This is a genomic window from Geomobilimonas luticola, from assembly GCF_018476905.1.
GTDB lineage: Bacteria > Desulfobacterota > Desulfuromonadia > Geobacterales > Geobacteraceae > Geomobilimonas > Geomobilimonas luticola.
On the sequence record NZ_JAHCVK010000003.1, the window covers coordinates 15,225 to 37,049 of the forward strand.

29 protein-coding genes are annotated in these 21,825 nt (G+C 59.8%); 23 read left to right on the forward strand and 6 right to left on the reverse strand.

What is annotated here, in order from left to right; translation table 11 throughout:
- The first annotated feature begins 9 nt into the window (after positions 1 to 9).
- The 13 genes from arsA (at position 10) to KI810_RS09135 (ending at position 6,857) form a co-directional block, all read left to right on the forward strand.
- Entirely contained in the window at positions 10 to 1,734 is a 1,725-nt protein-coding gene (gene arsA / locus KI810_RS09080) for an arsenical pump-driving ATPase (protein WP_214175218.1), read from the forward strand.
- Between the two features lie 51 nt (positions 1,735 to 1,785).
- Positions 1,786 to 2,157 carry an arsenite efflux transporter metallochaperone ArsD gene (arsD, locus tag KI810_RS09085; protein ID WP_214175219.1) on the forward strand — a complete coding sequence of 124 codons (372 nt, stop codon included), beginning with the start codon at positions 1,786 to 1,788 and terminating at the stop codon, positions 2,155 to 2,157.
- 40 nt (positions 2,158 to 2,197) lie between these two features.
- Positions 2,198 to 2,308, forward strand: a complete 111-nt coding sequence (locus KI810_RS17330; protein WP_246525439.1) for a carboxymuconolactone decarboxylase family protein — start codon at positions 2,198 to 2,200, stop codon at positions 2,306 to 2,308.
- 12 nt (positions 2,309 to 2,320) lie between these two features.
- Complete coding sequence (locus KI810_RS09090; RefSeq protein WP_214175220.1) at positions 2,321 to 2,467, forward strand: hypothetical protein; 147 nt, start codon at positions 2,321 to 2,323, stop codon at positions 2,465 to 2,467.
- Between the two features lie 115 nt (positions 2,468 to 2,582).
- Complete coding sequence (locus KI810_RS09095; RefSeq protein ID WP_214175221.1) at positions 2,583 to 2,942, forward strand: heterodisulfide reductase subunit A-like protein; 360 nt, start codon at positions 2,583 to 2,585, stop codon at positions 2,940 to 2,942.
- A 14-nt stretch (positions 2,943 to 2,956) separates the two neighbouring features.
- Entirely contained in the window at positions 2,957 to 3,403 is a 447-nt protein-coding gene (locus KI810_RS09100) for a nitrophenyl compound nitroreductase subunit ArsF family protein (RefSeq protein ID WP_214175222.1), read from the forward strand.
- An 18-nt stretch (positions 3,404 to 3,421) separates the two neighbouring features.
- Complete coding sequence (locus tag KI810_RS09105; RefSeq protein WP_214175223.1) at positions 3,422 to 3,709, forward strand: 4Fe-4S dicluster domain-containing protein; 288 nt, start codon at positions 3,422 to 3,424, stop codon at positions 3,707 to 3,709.
- A gap of 54 nt (positions 3,710 to 3,763) precedes the next feature.
- Positions 3,764 to 4,078, forward strand: a complete 315-nt coding sequence (locus tag KI810_RS09110; RefSeq protein WP_214175224.1) for an ArsR/SmtB family transcription factor — start codon at positions 3,764 to 3,766, stop codon at positions 4,076 to 4,078.
- Positions 4,079 to 4,101: 23 nt separating this feature from the next.
- The gene (locus KI810_RS09115) at positions 4,102 to 4,491 is read left to right on the forward strand and encodes a DUF2703 domain-containing protein (RefSeq protein ID WP_214175225.1); all 390 of its coding nucleotides are present in this window, start codon (positions 4,102 to 4,104) and stop codon (positions 4,489 to 4,491) included.
- A 52-nt stretch (positions 4,492 to 4,543) separates the two neighbouring features.
- On the forward strand, positions 4,544 to 5,491 hold the full coding sequence (locus tag KI810_RS09120; protein WP_214175226.1) for a permease: 948 nt from the start codon (positions 4,544 to 4,546) through the stop codon (positions 5,489 to 5,491).
- A 23-nt stretch (positions 5,492 to 5,514) separates the two neighbouring features.
- Positions 5,515 to 5,742 (forward strand): thioredoxin family protein, encoded by a 228-nt coding sequence (locus KI810_RS09125; RefSeq protein WP_214175227.1) that lies wholly within the window; start codon positions 5,515 to 5,517, stop codon positions 5,740 to 5,742.
- Positions 5,743 to 5,790: 48 nt separating this feature from the next.
- Positions 5,791 to 6,174 carry a thioredoxin family protein gene (locus tag KI810_RS09130; protein WP_214175228.1) on the forward strand — a complete coding sequence of 128 codons (384 nt, stop codon included), beginning with the start codon at positions 5,791 to 5,793 and terminating at the stop codon, positions 6,172 to 6,174.
- Positions 6,171 to 6,857 carry a cytochrome c biogenesis CcdA family protein gene (locus tag KI810_RS09135; protein ID WP_214175229.1) on the forward strand — a complete coding sequence of 229 codons (687 nt, stop codon included), beginning with the start codon at positions 6,171 to 6,173 and terminating at the stop codon, positions 6,855 to 6,857. Before KI810_RS09130 ends, KI810_RS09135 begins: the two co-directional genes overlap by 4 nt.
- 98 nt (positions 6,858 to 6,955) lie before the next feature.
- Here KI810_RS09135 and KI810_RS09140 read toward each other — a convergent pair whose 3' ends face one another.
- Entirely contained in the window at positions 6,956 to 7,441 is a 486-nt protein-coding gene (locus KI810_RS09140; RefSeq protein ID WP_214175230.1) for a ferritin-like domain-containing protein, read from the reverse strand.
- Between the two features lie 275 nt (positions 7,442 to 7,716).
- Here KI810_RS09140 and KI810_RS09145 point away from each other — a divergent pair, with 275 nt between their 5' ends.
- From KI810_RS09145 to KI810_RS09170, 6 genes are all read left to right on the forward strand, one after another.
- Positions 7,717 to 9,183: a cytochrome c family protein gene (locus tag KI810_RS09145; protein WP_214175231.1), complete on the forward strand. Its 1,467-nt coding sequence runs from the start codon at positions 7,717 to 7,719 to the stop codon at positions 9,181 to 9,183.
- Between the two features lie 206 nt (positions 9,184 to 9,389).
- Positions 9,390 to 9,665 carry a hypothetical protein gene (locus KI810_RS09150; RefSeq protein ID WP_214175232.1) on the forward strand — a complete coding sequence of 92 codons (276 nt, stop codon included), beginning with the start codon at positions 9,390 to 9,392 and terminating at the stop codon, positions 9,663 to 9,665.
- Positions 9,666 to 9,715: 50 nt separating this feature from the next.
- Complete coding sequence (locus KI810_RS09155) at positions 9,716 to 10,651, forward strand: DUF4424 family protein (RefSeq protein WP_214175233.1); 936 nt, start codon at positions 9,716 to 9,718, stop codon at positions 10,649 to 10,651.
- A 151-nt stretch (positions 10,652 to 10,802) separates the two neighbouring features.
- The gene (locus tag KI810_RS09160) at positions 10,803 to 11,504 is read left to right on the forward strand and encodes a cytidylate kinase-like family protein (protein WP_214175234.1); all 702 of its coding nucleotides are present in this window, start codon (positions 10,803 to 10,805) and stop codon (positions 11,502 to 11,504) included.
- Between the two features lie 6 nt (positions 11,505 to 11,510).
- Complete coding sequence (locus KI810_RS09165; protein WP_214175235.1) at positions 11,511 to 12,188, forward strand: YkgJ family cysteine cluster protein; 678 nt, start codon at positions 11,511 to 11,513, stop codon at positions 12,186 to 12,188.
- Between the two features lie 71 nt (positions 12,189 to 12,259).
- Positions 12,260 to 13,147, forward strand: a complete 888-nt coding sequence (locus tag KI810_RS09170) for a patatin-like phospholipase family protein (protein WP_214175236.1) — start codon at positions 12,260 to 12,262, stop codon at positions 13,145 to 13,147.
- A 27-nt stretch (positions 13,148 to 13,174) separates the two neighbouring features.
- On the opposite strand, the gene KI810_RS09175 is transcribed toward KI810_RS09170, so the two are convergent.
- Positions 13,175 to 13,699: a chromate transporter gene (locus KI810_RS09175; protein ID WP_214175237.1), complete on the reverse strand. Its 525-nt coding sequence runs from the start codon at positions 13,697 to 13,699 to the stop codon at positions 13,175 to 13,177.
- Entirely contained in the window at positions 13,699 to 14,253 is a 555-nt protein-coding gene (locus KI810_RS09180) for a chromate transporter (protein WP_214175238.1), read from the reverse strand. Before KI810_RS09180 ends, KI810_RS09175 begins: the two co-directional genes overlap by 1 nt.
- 287 nt (positions 14,254 to 14,540) lie before the next feature.
- Between KI810_RS09180 and KI810_RS09185 the strand changes: the two genes are divergently transcribed.
- A complete protein-coding gene (locus KI810_RS09185; protein ID WP_214175239.1) occupies positions 14,541 to 15,488 on the forward strand; it encodes a cytochrome c3 family protein in 948 nt (315 codons plus the stop codon).
- 81 nt (positions 15,489 to 15,569) lie between these two features.
- Here the strand turns inward: KI810_RS09185 and KI810_RS09190 are convergent, their stop codons facing one another.
- Positions 15,570 to 16,154, reverse strand: coding sequence for an acyl carrier protein phosphodiesterase (locus KI810_RS09190; RefSeq protein WP_214175240.1), 585 nt, complete (start codon positions 16,152 to 16,154; stop codon positions 15,570 to 15,572).
- A 152-nt stretch (positions 16,155 to 16,306) separates the two neighbouring features.
- Here KI810_RS09190 and KI810_RS09195 point away from each other — a divergent pair, with 152 nt between their 5' ends.
- Both KI810_RS09195 and KI810_RS09200 read left to right on the forward strand, forming a co-directional pair.
- Positions 16,307 to 18,319 (forward strand): molybdopterin oxidoreductase family protein, encoded by a 2,013-nt coding sequence (locus KI810_RS09195; protein ID WP_214175241.1) that lies wholly within the window; start codon positions 16,307 to 16,309, stop codon positions 18,317 to 18,319.
- Positions 18,316 to 19,413 carry a TIGR04283 family arsenosugar biosynthesis glycosyltransferase gene (locus KI810_RS09200; RefSeq protein WP_246525441.1) on the forward strand — a complete coding sequence of 366 codons (1,098 nt, stop codon included), beginning with the start codon at positions 18,316 to 18,318 and terminating at the stop codon, positions 19,411 to 19,413. Before KI810_RS09195 ends, KI810_RS09200 begins: the two co-directional genes overlap by 4 nt.
- 76 nt (positions 19,414 to 19,489) lie before the next feature.
- On the opposite strand, the gene KI810_RS09205 is transcribed toward KI810_RS09200, so the two are convergent.
- Positions 19,490 to 19,813 carry a c-type cytochrome gene (locus tag KI810_RS09205; protein ID WP_214175242.1) on the reverse strand — a complete coding sequence of 108 codons (324 nt, stop codon included), beginning with the start codon at positions 19,811 to 19,813 and terminating at the stop codon, positions 19,490 to 19,492.
- A 133-nt stretch (positions 19,814 to 19,946) separates the two neighbouring features.
- Between KI810_RS09205 and KI810_RS09210 the strand changes: the two genes are divergently transcribed.
- Positions 19,947 to 21,038: a phosphotransacetylase family protein gene (locus tag KI810_RS09210; RefSeq protein WP_214175243.1), complete on the forward strand. Its 1,092-nt coding sequence runs from the start codon at positions 19,947 to 19,949 to the stop codon at positions 21,036 to 21,038.
- A 26-nt stretch (positions 21,039 to 21,064) separates the two neighbouring features.
- Here the strand turns inward: KI810_RS09210 and KI810_RS09215 are convergent, their stop codons facing one another.
- Entirely contained in the window at positions 21,065 to 21,775 is a 711-nt protein-coding gene (locus tag KI810_RS09215; RefSeq protein ID WP_214175244.1) for a response regulator, read from the reverse strand.
- Positions 21,776 to 21,825: the final 50 nt, after the last annotated feature.

Consider the following 21,825-nt stretch of genomic DNA (forward strand, 5'->3'; position numbering starts at 1 on the left):
GAGGATGATATGCCTCAAAACTTTCTTAACAATCCGCCCAAAAATCTCTTCTTCACTGGCAAAGGTGGCGTAGGCAAAACAACCACTTCGGCAGCAACTGCCCTCACGTTGGCCGATACTGGCAAAAATGTATTGCTGGTCAGTACCGACCCGGCATCCAATCTGGATGAAGTTTTGGGGCTTTCCTTATCAGCCGAACCGGCACCGGTGCCTGGCATTGCAGGTCTTTTTGCTGCCAATGTCGATCCGGTGGAAGCTACTGCGGCCTACAGGGAAAAAATGGTCGGCCCCTATCGGGGAATTCTTCCCGAAGCCGCCGTGAGAAGCATGGAGGAGCAACTCTCGGGCGCCTGTACGGTGGAGATTGCAGCATTTAACGAGTTTGCCAGGTTGATGGGGAATCCGGACGCGGCTGCCGGCTTTGACCATATCATCTTCGACACCGCCCCCACCGGCCACACATTGCGGCTGCTTTCGCTCCCGGCCGCCTGGAGCGACTTCATCGACACCAACTCCGGTGGCACCTCCTGCCTTGGCCCTCTGGCTGGTTTGAAAGCGCAGCATCTACTCTACGAAACCACCCGCAAGGCATTGGCCGACCCTGCACAGACTATGGTCGTCGTTGTCAGCCGGCCCGATGAAGCCCCACTCAATGAAGCAGCCCGAGCCTCTGCCGAACTGCGGGAGCTTGGGGTAACCAACCAGCATCTGATCATAAACGGCGTGATAGAGCTGACGCACCCCGATGACCCCATAGCCGTTGCCCTGCGTGAGCGCAGCATGAAAGCACTCTCAAACCTGCCTCAGGGACTTAAAGAGTTACCAAAAACTGAGCTGCCCCTGCGGGGCACTGAGTTGGTGGGCATACCGGCACTGCAAGTATTCTTTGCCCCTGAAAGCAACATGACTTCACTGCCACGCTCCGAAAACGCAGTTTCGCTACCCGCACCACTTGCGAACCTTCTTGATATGCTGGCTACCACCCCCGGTGGAGTGATCATGACGATGGGTAAAGGTGGTGTGGGAAAAACCACCTTGGCGGTGAATCTTGCAACTGCCCTGGCTGCGCAGGGCAAAAAGGTCCACCTGACAACCACCGATCCGGCGGCCCACGTATCCCAAACTCTTGGCGAGATTCCCAACGGTTTGACAGTGAGCCGAATCGATCCGGAAGTCGAAACCGAAGCGTATCGCCAGGAAGTGCTGGCTACCGCAGGCGCGAATCTGGATGAAGAGGCACGGGCGCTCATGGAAGAGGATCTTCGCTCACCGTGCACGGAAGAGATTGCCGTGTTCCGGGCCTTTGCGCGGATCGTAGCCGAAGGTGCGGACAGCTTCGTGGTCATCGACACCGCCCCGACCGGACATACGCTGCTGCTACTGGACGCATCGGAGTCGTATCATCGGGAGGTCTCCCGCAACATGAGCGATATACCGGAGACGGTGCGACAACTGCTCCCCCGCCTGCGTGATCCCGCCTTCACCAAGGTATTTCTGGTGACCTTGCCGGAGGCGACGCCGGTCCACGAGGCGATGGCTCTCCAGCAGGATTTGCGACGAGCCGGCATAGAACCGGCAGGCTGGATCGTCAATCAGAGTTTAGCACCTTTGCCTGTCACCGACCCCATACTTCATCAACGACGCATACGCGAATTCCGGTATATCGATGAGGTAGTTCGTCAGGGGTTGCCAACCTTCCTCACCCCCTGGCAGGCAGAGCCGACAAAAGGCTGATTAAACGCCATTTATGCAAACAAACTTCGACCCACAAAAAGGAGAAACCCGATGAAGATTGAGATTTTTGACCCAGCCATGTGCTGCTCGACCGGAGTCTGCGGACCGAGCGTCGATCCCGAGTTGATACGCATCCCGGAAGCACTGCGCCAGATCCAGAAGCAGGCGCCAGATGTCCAGGTATCGCGCTACGGCCTCTCTTCCGACCCACAGGCTTTTGTTGCCAATAGCGCCGTGGCGGAGTTGCTGAAAAGCGATGGTCCGGAGTGTCTGCCACTAGCATTTGTCGATGGCGATCTGGTCAGCAAAGGACGCTATCCGGGCAATGACCAGCTCCAGGCTATTCTGAAGCGCGACGGGGCTGACGTGACCCTTGGCGAGAAAAGGAAATCTGCCTGTTGCTGTGGCCCCGGCTGCTGCTAAGCTAATTTTACTTAGCAGCAGGAACAAGGGAGGAAGAGCAATGGAACAATGCCGAATCAAATCGGAAAAGGGGAATACCATGCCACTGGACAAAAAGACACTGGAACTGATTGCCATCGGCGCCTCGGTAGGCTCCGGCTGCGACGATTGACTGGAGTACCACTTGAAAACCGCCCGTGAGGCAGGCGCTAACCCCGGTGAAATCTGCACCGCAATCAGAATGGCCGAAAAGGTCCGGCAGGTGCAGGTGCAAAAAACGGAGAAATTTTCCGGTAAAATCTGTGAACTGCTTGCTGAACTTAAAGAATGACCTTTCTATATATTCTCCCTCCCTGATTCGGGAGAGAATATTATTGCTAGAAACATGAGTGAATAGCGATATACTCATTTTGACGCATAAGAATTGTTTATCAAAGGAGTTCGCCATGGGAAAGAAAGGTTTCATCCTTTGTGTCTGCCAGGGAACTTGTCCCAGCTTTACCAAGATGGACATCTTCGGGGTTCTTTCTGACGTGCGGCGGGAGAAAATATTCGATTACGTCTGTCTCCATCCGCAGCTCTGCGTCGGTGACGGCGAGGAGTTCCTGAAGGTGCTGCTCTCAGGCGGTGAAACGGAAAAGCTCTACATCGCCGCCTGCGACCCGCAGATGCAGTGCAAGATGTTCCGGGACGCCTTCGAGGCGGTGGGGTTTGACAAGGCGAACCATATTGCCCTGGACATCCGCAACAGGACAACAGACGAGGCAGTGGCGGCCATCAAGGAAATGGCGGCGAAGAACCCGTGAGCTCGAAAGGAATCATGCAAACGATCCGTGCACGAGTCTTCTTCCACCTGGCAGCTTTTGCGGCATTTCTACTCTGTCTCCCGATCACTGCCAGTTCGGCACGAGCGGCCCCCGCCGCGGAGGGGGGAGTAGTGGTCTACTATTTTCACGGAACCCTGCGCTGCGAAACGTGCCTCCTCATCGAAACGCTGGCGGAGGGGACTCTTCAAGCGGATTTTCCCGAAGAGCTTGCCAATGGCCGGCTCGTGTGGCGCCCCCTCAGTGTGGATCTTCCCGAGAACGCCCACTTCGTTAAGGATTTTGGCCTTGGCGCCAACGAGCTCGTGGTGATCAGGCAGCATAAGGACGGGGGCGCAACATGGGGAAAAGTTCCCGATATCTGGAATCTTGCGGCTAACCCCGGCCGTTTCAGCCAACGACTCAGGGAAGAGGTCGTCAGGTTTCTTGAAATGAGAATCTGAGCGGCGGGAGAGGCAACTATGAAAGAGTGGCGTGGCATTCTGAGAGAGGAAATACAGTGGTATCCTTCCATCGACGCTGAAAAGTGCATCGGCTGCAAAGCCTGCGTGGAGTTCTGCAAGAACGACGTGTTAGAGTTCGATGAAGATACAGCGAAAACCCGGGTAAAGAACCCTTACAACTGCGTGGTTGAATGCCGTACCTGCGCCCGACTCTGCCCGACGGGGGCCATCACCTTCCCCGACGAGGAGGCTTTTATCGCCTACATCAGGGAGAAGCTGACAAAGATAAACAAAACTTCTGCTTGACAGTAACCGCAAACAACACTATATGATTAAACAATCATATATAAGGTTTACACCATGAGCAACATTTCTAACTTTAGGGCAGACATTCTGAAGGCCCTGGCCCAACCGACCCGTCTGAAGATCATCGATTTTCTCCGCGACGGCGAGCGCTGCGTCTGCGAGATATTTCCCGCCATCGGTGAAGAGCAGTCCAATACCTCCCGCCATTTGAACATGATGCTGACTGCCGGCGTTCTTACCCGCCGCAAGGAGGGGCTGAAAATCTTCTACGCTATCAAGCATCTGGAGATCCTGGAAGTTGTTGACACCGTTACTCTTATCGTGAAACTGGAAGCCGCCGGGCGGCACGAATTGCTGAAGGCAGTGTAACTCCAGCCTTGGCAGGAGCCCCCATGAAAGAACTAGCAATCGAATGGCGTCATTATGATAAAGAAGGGGCAACCTGTGACCGCTGTGCCGCCACCGGTACGACTGTCAGCGAAGTCGTTGCCGGACTGGGGGAAGAGCTTGCTGGCAAAGGAATTACCGTCACCCTCACTGAAACAAAACTCCCCGAAGAGCTCATGGCCCACTCGAACATGATCCTGTTTAACGGGGTACCGCTGGAAGAGGTGCTGGAAAATGCTGCTGCAGATGAAAACCACTGCTCGTCGTGCTCCTGCCTGACCGGTACTGAAACAAGCTGCCGGACGGTCGAATACGAAGGGAAAAGCTACGAGGAGATTCCCGCCGAACTCATCCGCAAAGCTGCCTATAAAGCAATCGGGCTTAACGAAGAATAAATTTTTTTGTCCCATTAAGTGAGTGTTCAATCAAACGCTCATGGAGTATTCCATGCTAAAAAGCTTTGCCGACTACATCGTCTTCACCCTCATCGGGATGGCACCCGGGACACATCTGGGCGAGGCCCTCAACTTCTTCATCTATGACACTCTGAAGATCTTTCTGCTCCTTTCCACCATCATTTTTGTGGTCGCCATCATCCGCACCTCATTCCCGCCGGAGCGGACCAAGCGGATTCTCTCCCACGAGCGTGAGTACGTGGGTAATGTCATGGCGGCGCTTCTCGGTATCGTTACCCCGTTCTGCTCCTGCTCGGCGGTGCCGCTTTTTATCGGGTTCGTGGAGTCGGGAGTGCCGCTGGGGGTAACCTTTTCGTTCCTGATCTCCTCCCCCATGGTCAACGAGGTGGCGCTGATCATGCTCTGGGGGCTGTTCGGCTGGAAGATAGCCCTGATCTACATCGGGACAGGACTACTGGTGGCCATTGTCGCCGGCATAGTCATCGGCAGGCTGAAGATGGAGAAGTACGTCCAGGACTATGTGTGGGAGATGCAGGTGGGGAGCAGCGAGATCACGGTAATGACATTCCGGGAAAAGATTGACTATGCCCGCGACTACACACGGGAGCTCCTGAAGAAGATCTGGCCCTACGTTGTGGTCGGGGTCGGTATCGGTGCCTTTATCCACGGCTATGTGCCGCAGGATTTCCTTGCCCGCTGGGCTGGCCGCGACAACCCGTTTGCCGTACCGGTGGCGGTGGCACTTGGCGTCCCGCTCTACTCCAACGCTGCCGGCGTCATTCCCATCGTCCAGGCCCTCACCGCCAAAGGGATGGCCATCGGCACCGTGCTGGCGTTCATGATGGCGGTGACGGCCCTCTCCCTGCCGGAAGCGGTCATCCTCAGCAACGTACTGAAGAAGCCGCTCCTAGCAACCTTCTTCGGCATAGTCGCTGGCGCCATCGTGGTCGTCGGCTATCTGTTCAACGCGATTCTTTAATCCGACATGAAAAGGAGGCTCACATGAAGATCGAGGTGCTGGGAACGGGTTGCGCCAAGTGCAAGACCCTCTACGAAAACGTGAAGAAGGCCCTTGAGGAAAGCGGCAAGAGCGCCGAGGTGGTGAAGGTGGAGGACATCCCTTCCATCATGAAATATGGGGTCATGAGCACGCCGGCGCTGGTGATCGACGGTCAGGTCAAGTTTTCCGGCAAGCTGGCCTCGGTGGCAGAGATCATCGGCATGCTGTAGAGCCTTGCCCCTGGCAGTTCACCATCAACCTCCGCGAAAGGAACTTCCATGAAACAGTTCATAATTGCTCTTGCCATCCCCCTGTTACTGGCCGGTGCTGCCCATGCCGAACTCCCCTCGGCCACGGCCACAACCATCGACCAGGCACTTTCTTCCGGTCAGCCGACGGTCATCGACCTTGGCGCCCGGACCTGCATCCCCTGCAAGAAGATGGCGCCCATCCTGGAATCCCTGTCCGGCGAGTATCGCGGCAAGGCCGGCGTGCTGTTCATCGACGTTCACGAGGACAAGGCCGCTGTCCGGAGGTTCCGCGTCCAGATGATCCCGACCCAGATTTTCTTCGATACCAGAGGGAAAGAGGTCAAGCGTCATGTCGGCTTCATGGACAAGGCGGCTATCGTCAAGGAACTGAAAGCTGCGGGGCTCAAGTGACCTTCCTCGACAACATCGAGCAGATTGTCGCTGCGTATCCGCTGCTTGCCTTCGGCGCCGTATTCCTGGCCGGGGTTCTCTCTTCGGCATCCCCCTGCGTACTGGCCACCATTCCGCTGGTGGTCGGCTTTGTCGGCGGCTATGCCGAGGGTGACCGCTGGAAGGCATTCCGCTATTCACTGGCCTTTATCCTGGGGCTCTCCCTCACCTTCACCGCTTTCGGCGCCGCCGCCGGCCTGCTGGGGACGATGTTCGGCACTCTCGGCGGGTGGTGGTACGTTGCCGCTGGCATCATAGCCCTGGTGATGGGAGGGCAGATGATGGGGTTCTACGAGATCCGCCTCCCCATCAGGCGAGACTTCAAGCCGAAGCAGGGAGGCGTGGTCGGTTCGTTCATCCTCGGGCTGTTTTTCGGCATCGTCTCCTCACCCTGCGCAACGCCGGTGCTGGTAGTGATCCTTACCTGCGTGGCCACCAAGGGGGAGGTGCTCTACGGCACGGCGCTGCTCTTCACTTACGCCATCGGCCACTGCCTGCTGATGCTGGCAGCCGGCACCTTTACCGGCTTTGTGGAAGCATTTGCCAAAACTCTCGGTACGGCAAATCTCTCGAACTGGAGCAGGAAGATTGGGGGTGGCATAATCTCTCTGGCTGGGATCTATTTTCTCGTGCAGGCCTTCTAGCCGACAGTGCCCCCTGCCGAACAAAGAAAAGGCCTGCTGTTGCAGGCCTTTGGTAGTCGTGCGGACTGAAGCGCCCGCCAGGGCCGGACTTCAGCCGGTCAGTATTCACGGAGGTTGCTGAACTCACCCCATGCCAGATAAGTCTGGGGTGCTTCCACGAATTCGTAGATATTCTCCATAACCTCCAGATGGTGCTTCTCTTCCTCCGCGATCCGTTTCAGTATTCCGGCGGCAGCCCTGTTCAGCTCCTTGTCCGCCAGTTCTTCGTAGAGCCGGATGCTCTCCTCTTCCGCCTTTATGGCGTGGATGTAACCGTCACGGTCCTCAGCCAGCACTGTGTCCGGAGCAGCCTCACCGACGATTTTCCCCAACTGGTCTTTGGCCCGGCCAAGAACCACTGAATCGGCCATCCTGGGATCGGTCCCCGCCTTCAGGGCCGCCAGGTGCTTATAGTGCTCCCCCTCGGACTCTGCCAGCAGGGTGAAAACTGTTTTCAACTCGTTCGTCCTTGCCGCGGTCGCCAGCTTTTCGTAAAATTTCCGGCTTTCCTCTTCCTTTTCCATGGCGAAATCGAACACGTTCATCCTTGCCACCACCTTTCACCACCGGCCGCATACAGCTTCACCGGTGCCTCTCTGTCCTGTCCGTTTCCTGGTTATAGTATATCACCAATCCCCCCTTCCTGGAGCCCGGTTTTTGCCGACATGGCGCTTTACCTCCAATTCAGTCGACCGTCGTAACTCCTTTGCACCCCCCTCCAGCCGAATGCAAAGAATTACCGTCTTACGGTTGACGTTCTCCGCTCCATCGGATACATTAACACACACTAACCACGCTAATTCATTCTGAGGAGGTACCGATGAACCGCTTTCACCCCCTGTGCACCCTGGCCTGTGCGGCCCTGTTCCTGGCCCTGCTGACCGGGTCGTCTCTGGCCGCATCCAAGGTCTTCGACGTGGACCTGGAGTTCTACCCCTACTACCCTTCCCTCATCAAATGGAACAAGTCGTCCGTCCCCTTCAGCGAGCCAAGAAAATGCGGCGGCTGTCACTCCAAACAGTACAAGGAATGGAACGGTTCAGTCCATAGCCTCGCTTTCAAGGACCCGGTCTACCAGGGAGAGCTCAACAAGGGGGTGAAGGCGGTGGGGCACGATATCGCCCGCCAGTGCGAGGGGTGCCACTCCCCGGCCGGTGTGGTCACCGGGGAAATCAAGGGTCCGGGTAACGCGGGGCTCTCCGACATGGCCCTGGCAGGAGTGTCCTGCGACATCTGCCACTCCGTCAGCGGCACTACCCACTGGCAGACCCCTTCCCACGAACCGGAAAACGGCTCCTTCATCCTGACCCCCGGGGTGGAAACGACAAGCGGACAGACCCTGATCAAGCGGGGCCCCTTCAAGCCCTCCGACAACTGCGGTGCCGGCTTCCACAAGTGCGAGGAGTCGTCCCTCCACCTCCAGGCCGACCTCTGCGCCGGCTGCCACCAGGTCTATCACTACGACTCCCACTTCCCCATCGAGGCCACGTATCTGGAGTGGAAACACGGTCCCTACGCCCAGAAGGAGGTCCTCTGCCAGGACTGCCACATGGTGGAGACGGAAACCTTCAAGAAATCCGCGGACGAATTCAGAAAGCCGGAGCGGGGGGAATACCGCCACTACTTCAACGGTGCCAACTTCCTCCTCTCCTACCTGGCTGCCGGAGCGGCTAAGAAGGGGGGGGACGAGAAGCTGGCCAAGAGCCTCATGCAGCAGTACGACATGGCGGTGGAGCGGCTGAAGTCGGCCGCCGACCTGGAACTGTCTCCCGTCTATCGCGATGGCAGACTTGCGGAGCTGAAGGTCCGCGTGAAGAACGTCCGTGCCGGGCACAACCTCCCCACCTCTCTCACCAATGTCCGGGAGATGTGGCTCGAAGTCATCGCCAAGGATGAAAGCGGCAAGGTCATCTTGACGAGCGGCTCCCTCAATCCCGACGGCACGCTCCCCGGGGATGCCCGCAATTTCCACTCCGACGGCATGGGGAACGATTTCCACTTCGCCATCGACCCGTGGAAAGTCACCGCCTTCTCCCGGCACGAGACTATCCCTCCCAAGGGGTACAAGGACGTGTACTACGGCATGACCGCTCCGGCCGAGGCAAAGGCGGTCACGATAGAGGCGAAACTCCGGTTCCGTCAGGCCGACCAGAAGGTGGCCGAGGCACTCCTGGGTGCCGTGCCGAAGGACATCGACCTGAAGGCCACCTACGGGCTGGAGAAGGTGCCGGCGCTGCCTGTGGTGGACATGGTGGTAAGGCAGGCGAATTTCGCCACCACCAAGTGATGCACGTGCGATAAAGGCGGTACACGAAAGCCCCGGTTCTCTGCCGGGGTTTTTTTTCGCATGCGATGATCCCGTCGTCATCACCGGACAAGGCGTCTGCCCCTTTCCGTTTGACATTATCCCCTGTTTTCTTCTATAACGGCGGAAAGTCCATACCGACTCCCGACAGCCGCGGTCAGCGACATGCCGGCATAATCGGAGCTTCCATGAAACGTTACCGTACACCCCTTATAATTGCTGCCGCACTGGTTCTTCTCGCCATCACCAATCCGTCCTTCGACCGGCACAAGGGAAAAATCGCCGAACGGACCCGGGAAGAAAGCGGTATACTCTCCGCCGCCGTTGGCGCCCTGAGAAACGAGCTCGGCTATCTCCGTTACCGGAACTATCTCCTCTGTTCCGCAACCGTTGCCAAAGTCGGTCGTCCCCGCCTGGTCTCCGTCGGCCTGCTCGGGCTGGTCGTGGTCGTATCGACGGAGTGACCAGCCGCAACGGTGCGGCATTGCTGCAGGGTAAAAGGAGAGACGACATTATGTCCTGCTTCCCGACCATCCTGACCGGTACGCTGCTGTTCATCGCGGTTCTTTTCGCACCTTCGGCCGACGCCAACGACTCCGCCGTGGAAGTGACCCCCACCGGTCTGCAGTTCAAGGAGGTGAGGGACATCGTCATGGAACGGGAGGACCTCCGGATCGGCAAGCAACGGGTCGATGTCACCTATGTCTTCAGAAACACCGGCACGAAGGAGCTTACCACCGAGGTCGCTTTCCCCATCCCTCCCTACGAATTCAGGGTCGATCCCCCCGGTGGCTTCCCCTCCTTCGACGATTTCTCGGTGGAGGTGAACGGCACGCCAGTCCTCTACCGGAAGGATATCCGCGCCCTGGTCCGCGGTCAGGATGTCACCGGCCTCCTGACTGCGCGTAAAATCTCCATCAAGGATTTCGACGGTCTCCCCGACACGGAGGAGCTGTTCACCGCCAAAATCGGCGCCGACATGGAAAAATTCAGGGAGACGGGAATCGTGGGGGGTGACGGCTGGCCCGACTGGCAGGTGGCCATCACCTGCCACTGGACCCAGACCTTCCCCGCCGGCGCATCTGTCACCATTCACCACCGCTACACCCCCTACGTGGGATTCCGGGCCTTCCGTAACGAAGAGGAGGATGACATCCCCGTGCTGGCCTGCCTCGACCGGGAAGCCGAGGCGTGGCTGGACAGGACCTTTCCGCCGGGGCAAGACGTTTTCGGCAGCGCCGTCTGGCTCGGCTACATCCTCACTACCGCCAATAACTGGCAACGCCCCATCGGGGAATTCAACCTGACCATCGACAAGGCACCGGATGAACTGGTGAGCGCCTGCTTCGACAGACCACTGAAAATCACCAGCCCCGGCCGGGCCGAGATCCATCTCCGCAACTACCAGCCGACCCAGGATCTGCAGGTCTTTTTCCTCGGCAAGATGTGACCCGCGACCCGTCTACGGCTGAATCGGGAAGTGCACAATTTTTTCGCCCCACCCTTGACTAACCGCCCAAACCACGGCCTACTTAGTAGTAAGAGTTCGTCACTGCCGGCAACTGGCGGCAATTCCGCATCGACGACAAAGGAGGCTGACAATGTCTGAAAAACTACTGGTTCCATCCATCGAAAAGCGCCTGGCAAGTCTGCTGGAAGTCAGCCGCAGAAATCTGAAGGGGCCATGGAAGGACAAAATACGGCCGACTATCACCATCTCCCGTGAATTCGGCTGTGAAGGGTTCCCCGTCACGGAGAAACTGCAGGAGCTTCTGGAAAAGCAGACCGGCGACAGCTGGACCGTCATGGACAAGGCGCTGCTGGAAGAGGTGGCGAAACACCACAACCTTTCGGAAGATCTCCTCCACAACCTGGGAGAGAAAAACCGCTTTATCGACGACATGCTCTCCACCATCTCGTCCCGCTGGAAGAGCGACAAGGATTACTACCGGCTTCTCTGCAAGCAGATCGTCGCCCTCAGCGAGAAGGGGAACGTCATCATCATCGGCCGCGGCGCCTCGATCCTCACCCAGGACAAACCCCACTGCTACCACTTCCGCATGATCGCGCCCCAGGAATTCAAGCTGAAGTCCATCACCAAGCGGCTCGGCATCGACGAGGATGAAGCGGAAAAACTCATACGGAAGAAACAACGGCAGCGGGAGGAGTTCATCAAGGATTTCCTCAACCGGGACGTGGCAGACCAGACCCTCTACCACCTCGTCTTCAACAACGCCAAGAACCCGGCAGATGTCATAGCGGAGACCATCGCCCACTACGTGTCGACGCGGCTCAAGCGCTAAGACGCCATGGGGGTCGATCAGACGGCATTTTCCGCGGCGGCTCAGCAGGCCATCGGCGAAAAGCTTGCGAAAGCGGTCGATGCTGCAGGCCTGCGCGTCATGCTCGAAACGGCTGCCCATGCCACCGAACAGGCTCTCGACGAAGGACGTAACCGTGAGCAGGCGGCCCTCATCGCCTGCCACGCGGGCTGCTCCGCCTGCTGCAACCTCAACGTTGCGGCTCTCCTCCCCGAAGCGATCTCCATTGCCGCCTGGCTCCGGGAGAGGGAGAACCACCCCGACTTCACCCCCCTGGCGGCAAAGGTAGAGAAGTTCGCCCGCTATCTCCGCTGGGTGGACGACGAGGAGCGCATCCGCCTCCGGTTGCCCTGCGCTTTCCTCGACCACCGGGGCTGGTGCCTCATCCATCCGCTCCGTCCCCTCATGTGCCGCAGCATCGCCGCCACCGACCCGGAACAGTGCCGGAAATCCCTGGACATCACCTGGCTTGACGACGAAGAACCGGTCATGCTCAACCTGGAACAGAAGTTCCTCTACGACGAGGCATTCATGCACGTAGCGACGGCACTCGACCGACACGGCCTCGACTCCCGCAGCATGGAACTCCACACTGCTGTCCAGGCGTTCATGGAATGCCCGGAACGGGTTGATGAGTTCTTCAACGGGGCGCGCATACGACTCTGACGTCACCCTGCCCCATCCCAAGTATTCTGGAGAAATGCCCCCTGAGGCTGATTCCCCAAAGAGAGGCAATCATGGGAAATACAAGCACGCTTAAACTGCTGGTCTTCATTGGCCTCAGCATGGCCATCTCCGCCTGTGCAACGGCGCCGACCCCTGTCCCGCCGGCCAGACCGGCAAAAGTTGCGGTGGTGCTGGGAGCCGGTGCGGCAAAGGGTTTTGCCCACGTAGGAGTCCTGAAGGTTCTCGAAGCACAGAAGGTCCCGATCCACATGGTCGTCGGCACCAGCGCGGGGAGCTTTGTGGGAAGCCTGTACGCCTACGGCTACGACGCCTACGCGTTACAGAGGATCGCCCTGTCGCTGGAGAAGAGCGATGTGGCCGAACTGATCATACCGGACAACGGCTTCCTCAAGGGGGACCGGTTGCGAAACTTCATCAACGCCAAGGTGAACGGCGCACCGCTGGAAAAACTGAAGATACCCTTTCACGCCGTCGCCACCAACATCAAGACCGGTGGGCAGATCGTGTTCAACAGCGGCAATACGGGAATGGCTGTACAGGCCAGCTGTTCCGTTCCCGGCATCTTCCAGCCGGCCAGGTTCTCCGGGACAAGCTACGTCGATGGCGGCGTCGTCAACCCCCTGGCCGTGGACGTGGCGAGGCAGTACGGCGCCGACGTGGTGATCGCCGTGGATATTACCTCCGACATCGACTCCACCATCCCGACCGGCATCATGGAGACCATCATGAAATCCGTCGAAATCATGTACAACAAAATCTCCCGCATCCCCATCACCCAGGCCGACGTGGTCGTCAAACCCAGCGTGGGGTTCGTCGGTTCAGCGGATTTCAGCCGTCGCAACGAGGCGATCATGGAGGGGGAAAGGGCGGCAATGGCGGCAATGCCGGCCATCAACGGCATACTGGCAAAACTGAGACAGGAAGGAAGGTTGCCGTGACATCAGAAGCTGTGAGGCGGAATATTTTCAGCTGAAGTGAAAGACGAGCCCCACGACCGCCGCCCCGAGGATGACGAACATGGGGCTGATCCTGGTGAACTGGAGGATGAGGAGACCGGCAATGAGGAGAGTGAAATCCCGGCCAGAGGAGAGTGAGGTCTTTCCCAGGTTCCAGGCCGCAGCGGCCACCAGCCCGACCACCGCAGGCAACAGACCGTCCAGGGTATTGCGGATCAGCTCCATGTTGCGCATCTTCTCGTAACGGCTTGAGATGGCGAGCATGAGCACCGTGCAGGGGAGGAAGATGAAGACCGTCCCGACGAGGGCGCCGGGGAATCCCGCCGCCTTGAAGCCGGTAAAGGTTGCGAGCATGGCGAGGGGACCGGGGGTGAGCTGGGAGAGAGCGACGCCGTCGAGAAACTCCTTGAGGGTGAGCCACTGCAGCTGATCCACCATGATCCGGTGGAGGAGTGGTATCAATACATAGCCGCCACCGAAGAAGATCACGCCGATCTTCAGAAACAGCCACGCCAGCTTGGCAAGCCCCCCCATCAGCGGTGCTCCCGCCGGTACCAGCTCCGTCCCAGCGACCAGAAGGTCGCCGCGACCAGGATGGTGAGCGCGCTGGCACTGAAGAGGGCCGCTGCGGCAAAGGCGGCCAGGGCCATGAGCCAGTCTTCCTTTCCCTTCACCTTGGACCGCCCCATCCCCACCGCCGCCACGATGATGAGGGCGATGATGACGGGATTGGTGCCGTTCAGGGCCGACTGGAGCTGGGGAAGTTCGTGGAACGTGAAATAGAGCCAGGAAAGCAGGCATACCAGAATGAACGAGGGAGCGATGAAGGCGGATGCCGCAAGGACACCGCCGACGGGTCCGCGAAGGTAGTAGCCGACGAAGGTGCAGGTGTTGAGGGAAAAGGGACCGAGTATCTGGCCGAAGGCGAGCCCGTGCATGAATTCGTCCGTGCCGACCCACTTCTTTTCATGGACACAGACCCGCTCGGTGAGGGAGACGATGGCCATGCCGCCCCCGAAGCCGGTGGCCCCGATGAAGAAAAATACCTTGAAAATTTCGAGGAGAGATACCCGCTGCGCCCGTTCCATGGCAGATGTATAGCAGCATCGTCACCGGCCGGCAAGAAAAAACCTGCTCGCGGCGGATCAGTCCTGAACTGTTGCAGCCTGCAGCGAGGTATGATAACATCCTCGCCGATTTTGCATACTGTATACGATTATGCATTTCTCATTGACTGACCCCAAAAAACATGACAGAATCTCCCGCAGTGCGTACCGGCTCTAAATGGACCATCCGGGATATATCGCTTCAGGAAAAGCATTTTTTCGTGTTGCAGTGAAATTCGATGTGCAGCATTAACCACAAGGAGGAAACGATGAAAACACCGAAACTCGTCAGGCTCGCTATCGGTCTGACCATGGCAACCGCGCTCATGGTCGGCACCGCGTTCCAGGCAATGGCCGCTGAACCGGCCAAGGCTGCCGCACCAGCCAAAGCTGCCGCGCCCGCCAAGGCAGCTGCACCGGCTGCCGCACCGGCCAAGGCTGCCGCGCCGGCAAAAGCGAAAGTAGCACTGACCAACGACGACTGCGTCAAATGCCACGCAACCCCTCCCGCCGACATCGAGGCGGCTGGCGGCTGGCACAAGAAGGTCGGCTGTAACAACTGCCATGAAGGCCACCGTCCCAGTTCGAAGAACAACATCCCGAACTGCAACCAGTGCCACGAAGGCAAGCCCCACTATACCCTCAAGAATCAGTGCGGGAACTGCCACAAGAACCCCCACCGGCCGAAGGACATCTCCTTCGCCAGCAACGTGACCGACCCCTGCGTGACCTGCCATACCCAGCAGATCACCCAGTTGAAGGAATTCAAGAGCAAGCACTCGGCGCTCTACTGCTCCACCTGCCACAATGTCCACGGCAGGATTCCCCAGTGCGTCCAGTGTCACAAGCCCCACGCCCCGACGATGGTCCAGGCCGACTGCGCCAAGTGCCACAAGGCCCACCAGCCGAAGAACGTCAAGTACGCTTCAACGGTGCCGTCCAAGGACTGCGCCGCTTGCCACAAGAAGGCATTCGACCTGCTGACCGCCAGCACCTCCAAGCACAAGTCCCTGGCCTGCGTATACTGCCACCAGGAAAAACACAAGATGGTGCCCAAGTGTCAGGATTGCCACGGCGTACCGCACCCGGCCGGCATGCTGGCCAAGTTCCCGAAATGCGGCGACTGCCACAGCATCGCCCACGACCTGAACCACTGGTCGACCCAGGCACCGGCTGCAAAACCGGCCGCTCCGGCCAAGCCGGCGAAGAAGAAGTAATACGCTCATCATGAGCATGAAGGGCCTGCAGATTTCTGCAGGCCCTTTTTTTGTTACCGTGCGATCAGATAAACTACCTGCTCATAGTTCACCCGCCAGACCGTCCACGTACGCCACAGCCGCACCCCGGAATTCTTCGAAATCTTCTTCCAATCCGGCATAATTGCGACGCAATTCCCCGGCACCCGATGCCAGCGGGTTCGGTCGCCGCAGGCGGAGAGAAAGCCGCTCCAGGACCCGGCTCACCACCGCTTCGTCCCGGTAGGAGGTGAGCCAGTCGTGGGCAATCATCCGGGTTGCCATCTGCTGCATTGCGGCGGGGAGAATCGGGAGGCAGGATTCGAGGGCGGCATAAACGCGCCGGGCAAACAGCGGAAGGGGAACGGGGTGGTGGCACTCCCAGGTCCGGGCAAGGAAATGATCGTAAAAGACATCCACCAGCACCCCCCGGTAATGACCGTAGGAATCCTCCATCCGCAGCCTGCTCCGGCGCACCGCAGGATGGTCGTGGGCGAAGCTGTCCACCCGGCGATGGAGAACAATCCCCCGGGTGACGTCCGGCGCATAGGTGGTATCGAGCCGCCCCTTGACGAAATCACCGAGGATGCTCCCGACCAGTTCCTCCGGGATATCGGGGGAGAGATAGAGATGGAAGAGGTAGTTCATGCCGGCTCCTTGTCTGCGGCGTCCCGGGGAAATAGTACCCGAAAATGATTCCCTCCGGCGACACGTTTTCCATATGCGACCGGCAGGAAAGATTCCCTGCATTTTTGTTCCGCTGTGCTATCCTATACCCAATTCAACACAAGGAGACGCCCATGTCCGGCACCATCGTCCGTTCGGTCTGTCCCTACGACTGCCCCGACACCTGTGGCCTGCTGGTGGAGGTGAAGGATGGCAGGGCCGTAAAAGTGACCGGCGACCCGGAGCACCCCTTCACCCGCGGCACCCTCTGCCCCAAGATGCTTCACTACGAACGGACGGTCCACTCACCGCTTCGCCTCACCATGCCGCTGCTGCGCAGCGGCCCCAAGGGGAGCGGCCAGTTCCGCACCATCGGCTGGGACGAAGCTATCGAGCGAATCACGGCCCGTTGGGACGAGGTCATAGCCGGCCACGGCCCGGAGGCGATCCTCCCCTATTCCTACGCCGGCACCATGGGGCTCGTCCAGAGAAACAGCGGACACCCCTTCTTCCACCGCCTCGGCGCCTCCCGGCTGGCCCGCACTATCTGCTCGCCGGCCAAGGACGCCGGCTGGCAGGCGGTCATGGGGGAAACCCCGGCACCCCATCCTGACACGGTTGCAAAAAGCGACCTGGTCATCCTCTGGGGGATCAATGCCACCGCCACGAGCATCCACTTTCTCCACGGTGTCCGGGAGGCGAAAAAAGTGGGCGCCAGGGTCTGGCTCATCGACACCTACGAAACTCCCACCACCGCTGCAGCCGATCGGACCATCCTGGTCCGGCCAGGCAGCGACGGGGCCCTGGCCCTCGGCATGATGCATCTGCTCGCCCGCGACGGCCAGCTCGACCGGGAGTTCATCGCCGCCCACGTCCAGGGGTTCGAGGAGTTTGCCTCCCACATTCTCCCCCTCTACCCCCCGGAACGGGTAAGCTTGCTTACCGGCCTTACCGTACCCGTCATCGAAGATCTGGCAGCTGCCTACGGCAGGGCAAAGGCTCCCTTCATCCGTCTGGGGAGCGGGCTCTCCCGCTATGGCAACGGTGCCATGACCGTCCGAACCATCGCCACCCTTCCCGCACTGGTCGGCGCCTACGGAAAGGAGGGTGCCGGCTGCTTTTGCGGCGTTAGCACCGGCGGCGCCTTCGCCCTGGCCGAGGTCACCCGGGAGGACTTCATGGAGAGACCGACCCGGATCGTCAACATGAACCGTCTCGGCCATGCCCTCACCGAGCTGTCCGACCCACCGGTCATGGGTCTCTACGTCTATCACTCCAACCCGGCCGCCGTCACCCCGGACCAGAACGCGGTTCTCAGGGGGCTTGCCCGGGACGACCTCTTCACCGTGGTCCACGAGCGGTTCATGACCGATACCGCCCGCTACGCGGACATCGTCCTCCCCGCCACCTCGTCTCTGGAGCAGAGCGACATCTACCGCTCCTACGGCACCTACTGCATCCAGCGCGCCCGGCCGGCCATCCCGGCGGTGGGAGAGAGCAGGTCCAACTGGGAAGTGTTTTCCCTCCTTGCCAATGCAATGGGGTTCCATGAGCCGTTCTTCCGGCAGAGCGCCGACGGCCTCATCGACCGTCTCCTCGCCATCCCCCGTCCGTTCCGGGAAGGAATCGACGCTGTTGGCCTGGCGGAGGGGAAAGGGGTGGAACTGAGGCTGCCGGCAGTCGCCCCCCCCTTCGCCACCCCCTCGGGGAAGGTGGAGATCCTCAATCACCGTGAGCCGGAGCCCTTTCCCCGCTATATCCCGACCCACGAAGAGGAGGGGGAATTCCCCCTGCGCCTCATGACCGCCCCTACCCTCTTCGCCCTCAACGCCTCCTTCTACGAGCAGGAGGAACTGCGTGACAAACAGGGAAGAATGGAGCTTCAGATGAACCCGGTCGATGCAGCGGCGCGTGGTCTAACAAACGGCGAAGAGGTCACCGCCTTCAACCGGCTCGGCGAGGTCGTTTTCATCCTGGCGGTGACACCGAAAGTCCCGGCTGGGGTAGTGGTTGCTGAAGGAGTCTGGTGGCTCGCCCACACCCCCGGCTCCCGGTCGGTCAATGCGCTCGTTTCCCAGCGCCTCACCGACCGGGGAGAGGGAAGCACCTTCTACGACAACCGGGTGGAGGTGCGGGAGAGCCTTTGACGGCATTCTCCCGTGCCCTGTCAATGTCACCCATGACCCGGCTCCTGCACCACACAGAACTCTCTGTCATCGTCCCGGTGCGCAACGAAGCGGCCGGCCTGGCCGGACTGTTTCGCAACCTGGCCGACCAGCAGGAGGTGGAGCTCGAACTGGTCCTCTGCGACGGCGGCTCCACCGACGGGACGGCGGAGCAGGCACGTCAGCTTGCCCAGTCTGCCCCCTTTCCCGTCACCATAGTTGAAACCGAGCCGGGACGGGGAAACCAGCTCAACACAGGCGCCGCGACGGCGACCGCTACCTGGCTCCTCTTTCTCCACGCCGACTCACATTTCCCCGATCCCCTCTCCTTCCGTCGGAGCCTTGACTATCTGGCCGCCGCCCGGGACGCCGCTCCCAACGCGCTCCTCGCCGGCCGCTTCGCGCTTCGTTTCCGGCGGCAAGAGACGGCACCGTCATTCGCCTATCATTATTATGAATGCAAGGCCCGCCTCGACCGGCCGGAATGCAGCCACGGCGACCAGGGACTCCTCATGGAGCGGAAAACCTTCGCCGCCATCGGACCTTTCCTCACCACCTTACCCATGCTGGCCGAGACCCGCCTCGCCGACACCATCCGGCAACGGGGAAAGCTGCTCCTCCTCCCCGCCGAAATCGCTACCTCAGCCCGTCGTTTCGAGACGGAGGGTCTGGCGGCGCGCCAGGCGCTGAACGCCATCATCATGAACTTCGCCGCCCAGGGGTGGGAGCCGTTCTTTCGCGAACTGCCCTCCCTGTACCGGCACCAGGACGAGGCAGGGAAACTGCAGCTCCGCCCCATCCTGAAGAGACTCGGGGAATCGATACGCGATCTCACTCCCCGAGAGCGGCAGGCACTGTGGCAGGGGACCGGCCGCTACATCCGGGACAACGCCTGGCAGCTCGCCTTCGCCCTGGACGCGCTCCGCAGTTTCCACGGCAACCTCCCTCCCGGCGCGGGGACGACCACCTGCCTCGACGTCTACGACCGCCACCTGGACCGGATCACCGACAACGCCGCCGGTCGCTGGCTGGCAGCCCTGCTGGCACGGATATGGCTCCGGAGGGGAACTGACTGACAGAAAAGTTCAACGACCCCGGAGACAGCCCCCTTCTTCCCTAAAAACGGGGCGCTGCGCCTTGGCATCACGGTGCCTACCGGAACGTGGCCAGGATATAATCGGCTATCTTTCGGGCATCGGCATCGCCGATGGTCTGCCGGTCAAAACGGGTCATCCCCTGGCCGGGGTTGCGCATCGTGGCCACGATGTCCTCGGCCGTATGTATGCCGTTGGCCGCCAGGGTGAAGCGGTCGAGGCTCTTCTGGGGGTATTTGCTGTTCCCCCCCTCCGGGTGGCAGCCGCTGCAGTGGCGAAGGAAGAGCTCTCCCCCCGACAGGCCGCTTCCGCCACGGTCCGCCCCGCCGCTGCATGCCGCCACTCCCCACGCAAGCGTCACGATGACCACTCCCCGCACCATTTCCCCTCCTTTTCGACCTTTCAGGCCGCTGAAGCTTCACCGTATACGCATCATAGAGTATACACAGTTGCCCGGCAGGCCGCCACTGTCCTATAGTTGCACAAACAGATCATTTTATCGGGAGCATTGCATCATGTGCAGAAAACTCTTCGTGGCCGCAACCGGACAGAACTGCGGCAAAACCACCATCAGCGTTTCCCTCATACATCTCGCCCGCCGGAAGTACGGACGGGTCGGCTTCATGAAAGCCATCGGCCCCAAGTGCGTTACCTTCAATGGTGTGCCGATGGACAAGGATGCGGTACTCATGGCGCAGATCTACGGGCTGGAGGAGGACCGCCGCCTCATGTCGCCGGTGGTCCTGACGAAAGGGTCCACCAAGCGTTTCATAGACGGCGAACTGGCCTCGGCAACGGCCATCGAAAAGCTTCAGAGGACATGCAGCGAACTGGAGGCGAAGAACGACTTTCTCATTATCGAGGGGGCGGGGCACGGCGGGGTCGGTTCGGTGATCGGGCTGAACAACGCCCAGGTAGCGAAACTGCTGGATGCGCCCGTGGTGATGGTTGCAGGGGGAGGGATCGGCAACGTGATCGATTCGGTCCGGCTGAACATGGGGCTCTATGAAAGGGAAGGTGCGGCACTGCGGATGCTGCTCGTCAACAAGCTCATCACGGAGAAACGGGCCTCGTCACTGGGATACCTGCAGAAGGCCTTCGCCGGGAGCGGCATCCAGGTCGCCGGAGCTTTCGACTATTCGCCGGTCCTGGCCAACCCGACCCTCCAGAACCTGGCACGGCGCCTCGGCAAACCGCTCAAAGGGGACCCGACACAACAGCACCGGATCGCCCATAACATCCAGCTGGGGGCGGCCTCCTCCCAGGTGGTGATTGACGGCCTGCAGCATTCGACCCTTCTCATCACCACCAGTTCCCGGGACGAACTGCTCGTCACCACCGCATCCCTCTACCACATCCCCGCCTACCGCGAGAAAATCGCCGGGCTGGTGATTCCGGGACATACCGCCATCTCACCCGTCACCCAGAAGATACTGGACGAAAGCGGCGTCCCCTACATCCGCATCGAGGAAACCACCGCCCAGGTCTTTACCAAACTCCTGGACCACGTCTCAAAAATAACGGCGGACGACCACGAAAAGTTGGAACTTCTCCAGTCGACCGCCGAAACCTACCTGGACTTCGCCGCAATAGACGCCCTGCTGTAGCCGATAGGGCGACCGGCAGGCTGTCCTTACTCCTCCTGCTCGCTGCTGTCTATCATCTCCTGGATCGCCTGGCGCGCATCGTCGCTGATACTGGTATACTCCACCCCGAAACCGACCGGCATGTCCCACTTCTTGCGGGATTTGCCGCTGTTGAGCCAGGCAACCCGCCCCTTGATGTCGATCAGACCGACCTCGCTGTTGGGGAGGAAAAACGCCAGTTCCATTGCATCGTTCTGTGTAACCGGATAATCCGTCGTCAGGTAGATACCGCCGCTGCTGATGTCAGCAACGGCGGCCGCGCAGACCCCTTTCCCATCCCTGAAGAGGGCGGGTGTCTGGAGCTGGACTCGCGGTTCACGCCGCTCGATATTTGGCAGATAGGCACGGGCCTTTTCCAGAAAGGCCTTGCGTTCCACCGGCTTGGTAAGATAATCGTCGCACCCCGCCTTGTTGCACAGCTCGATCTCTTCCTCGTGCCCCGCGGTGGTCACCATGATGACGGGAATGAAGAGAAGGTCGGGATCCGACTTTATGGCCGTGCAGCACGCCACGCCGTTCAGCTTCGGCATGTGGATATCGAGGAACACGAGATCCGGCCGCTCCCGCCGGACGATCTCCAGTGCCTCCTCCCCGTCCTCGGCGGTAAGAACGGAAACGTCCGAGTGGGTAAGAAAACTTTTTTCCAGTTCGATGAACAGCTTGACGTCGTCTACCAGCAGAATCTTCGGCGCGGCCATGCGGCCCCTCCCCATCTTCCATCCTGAGAAATCACGGCAACCATCTGGCC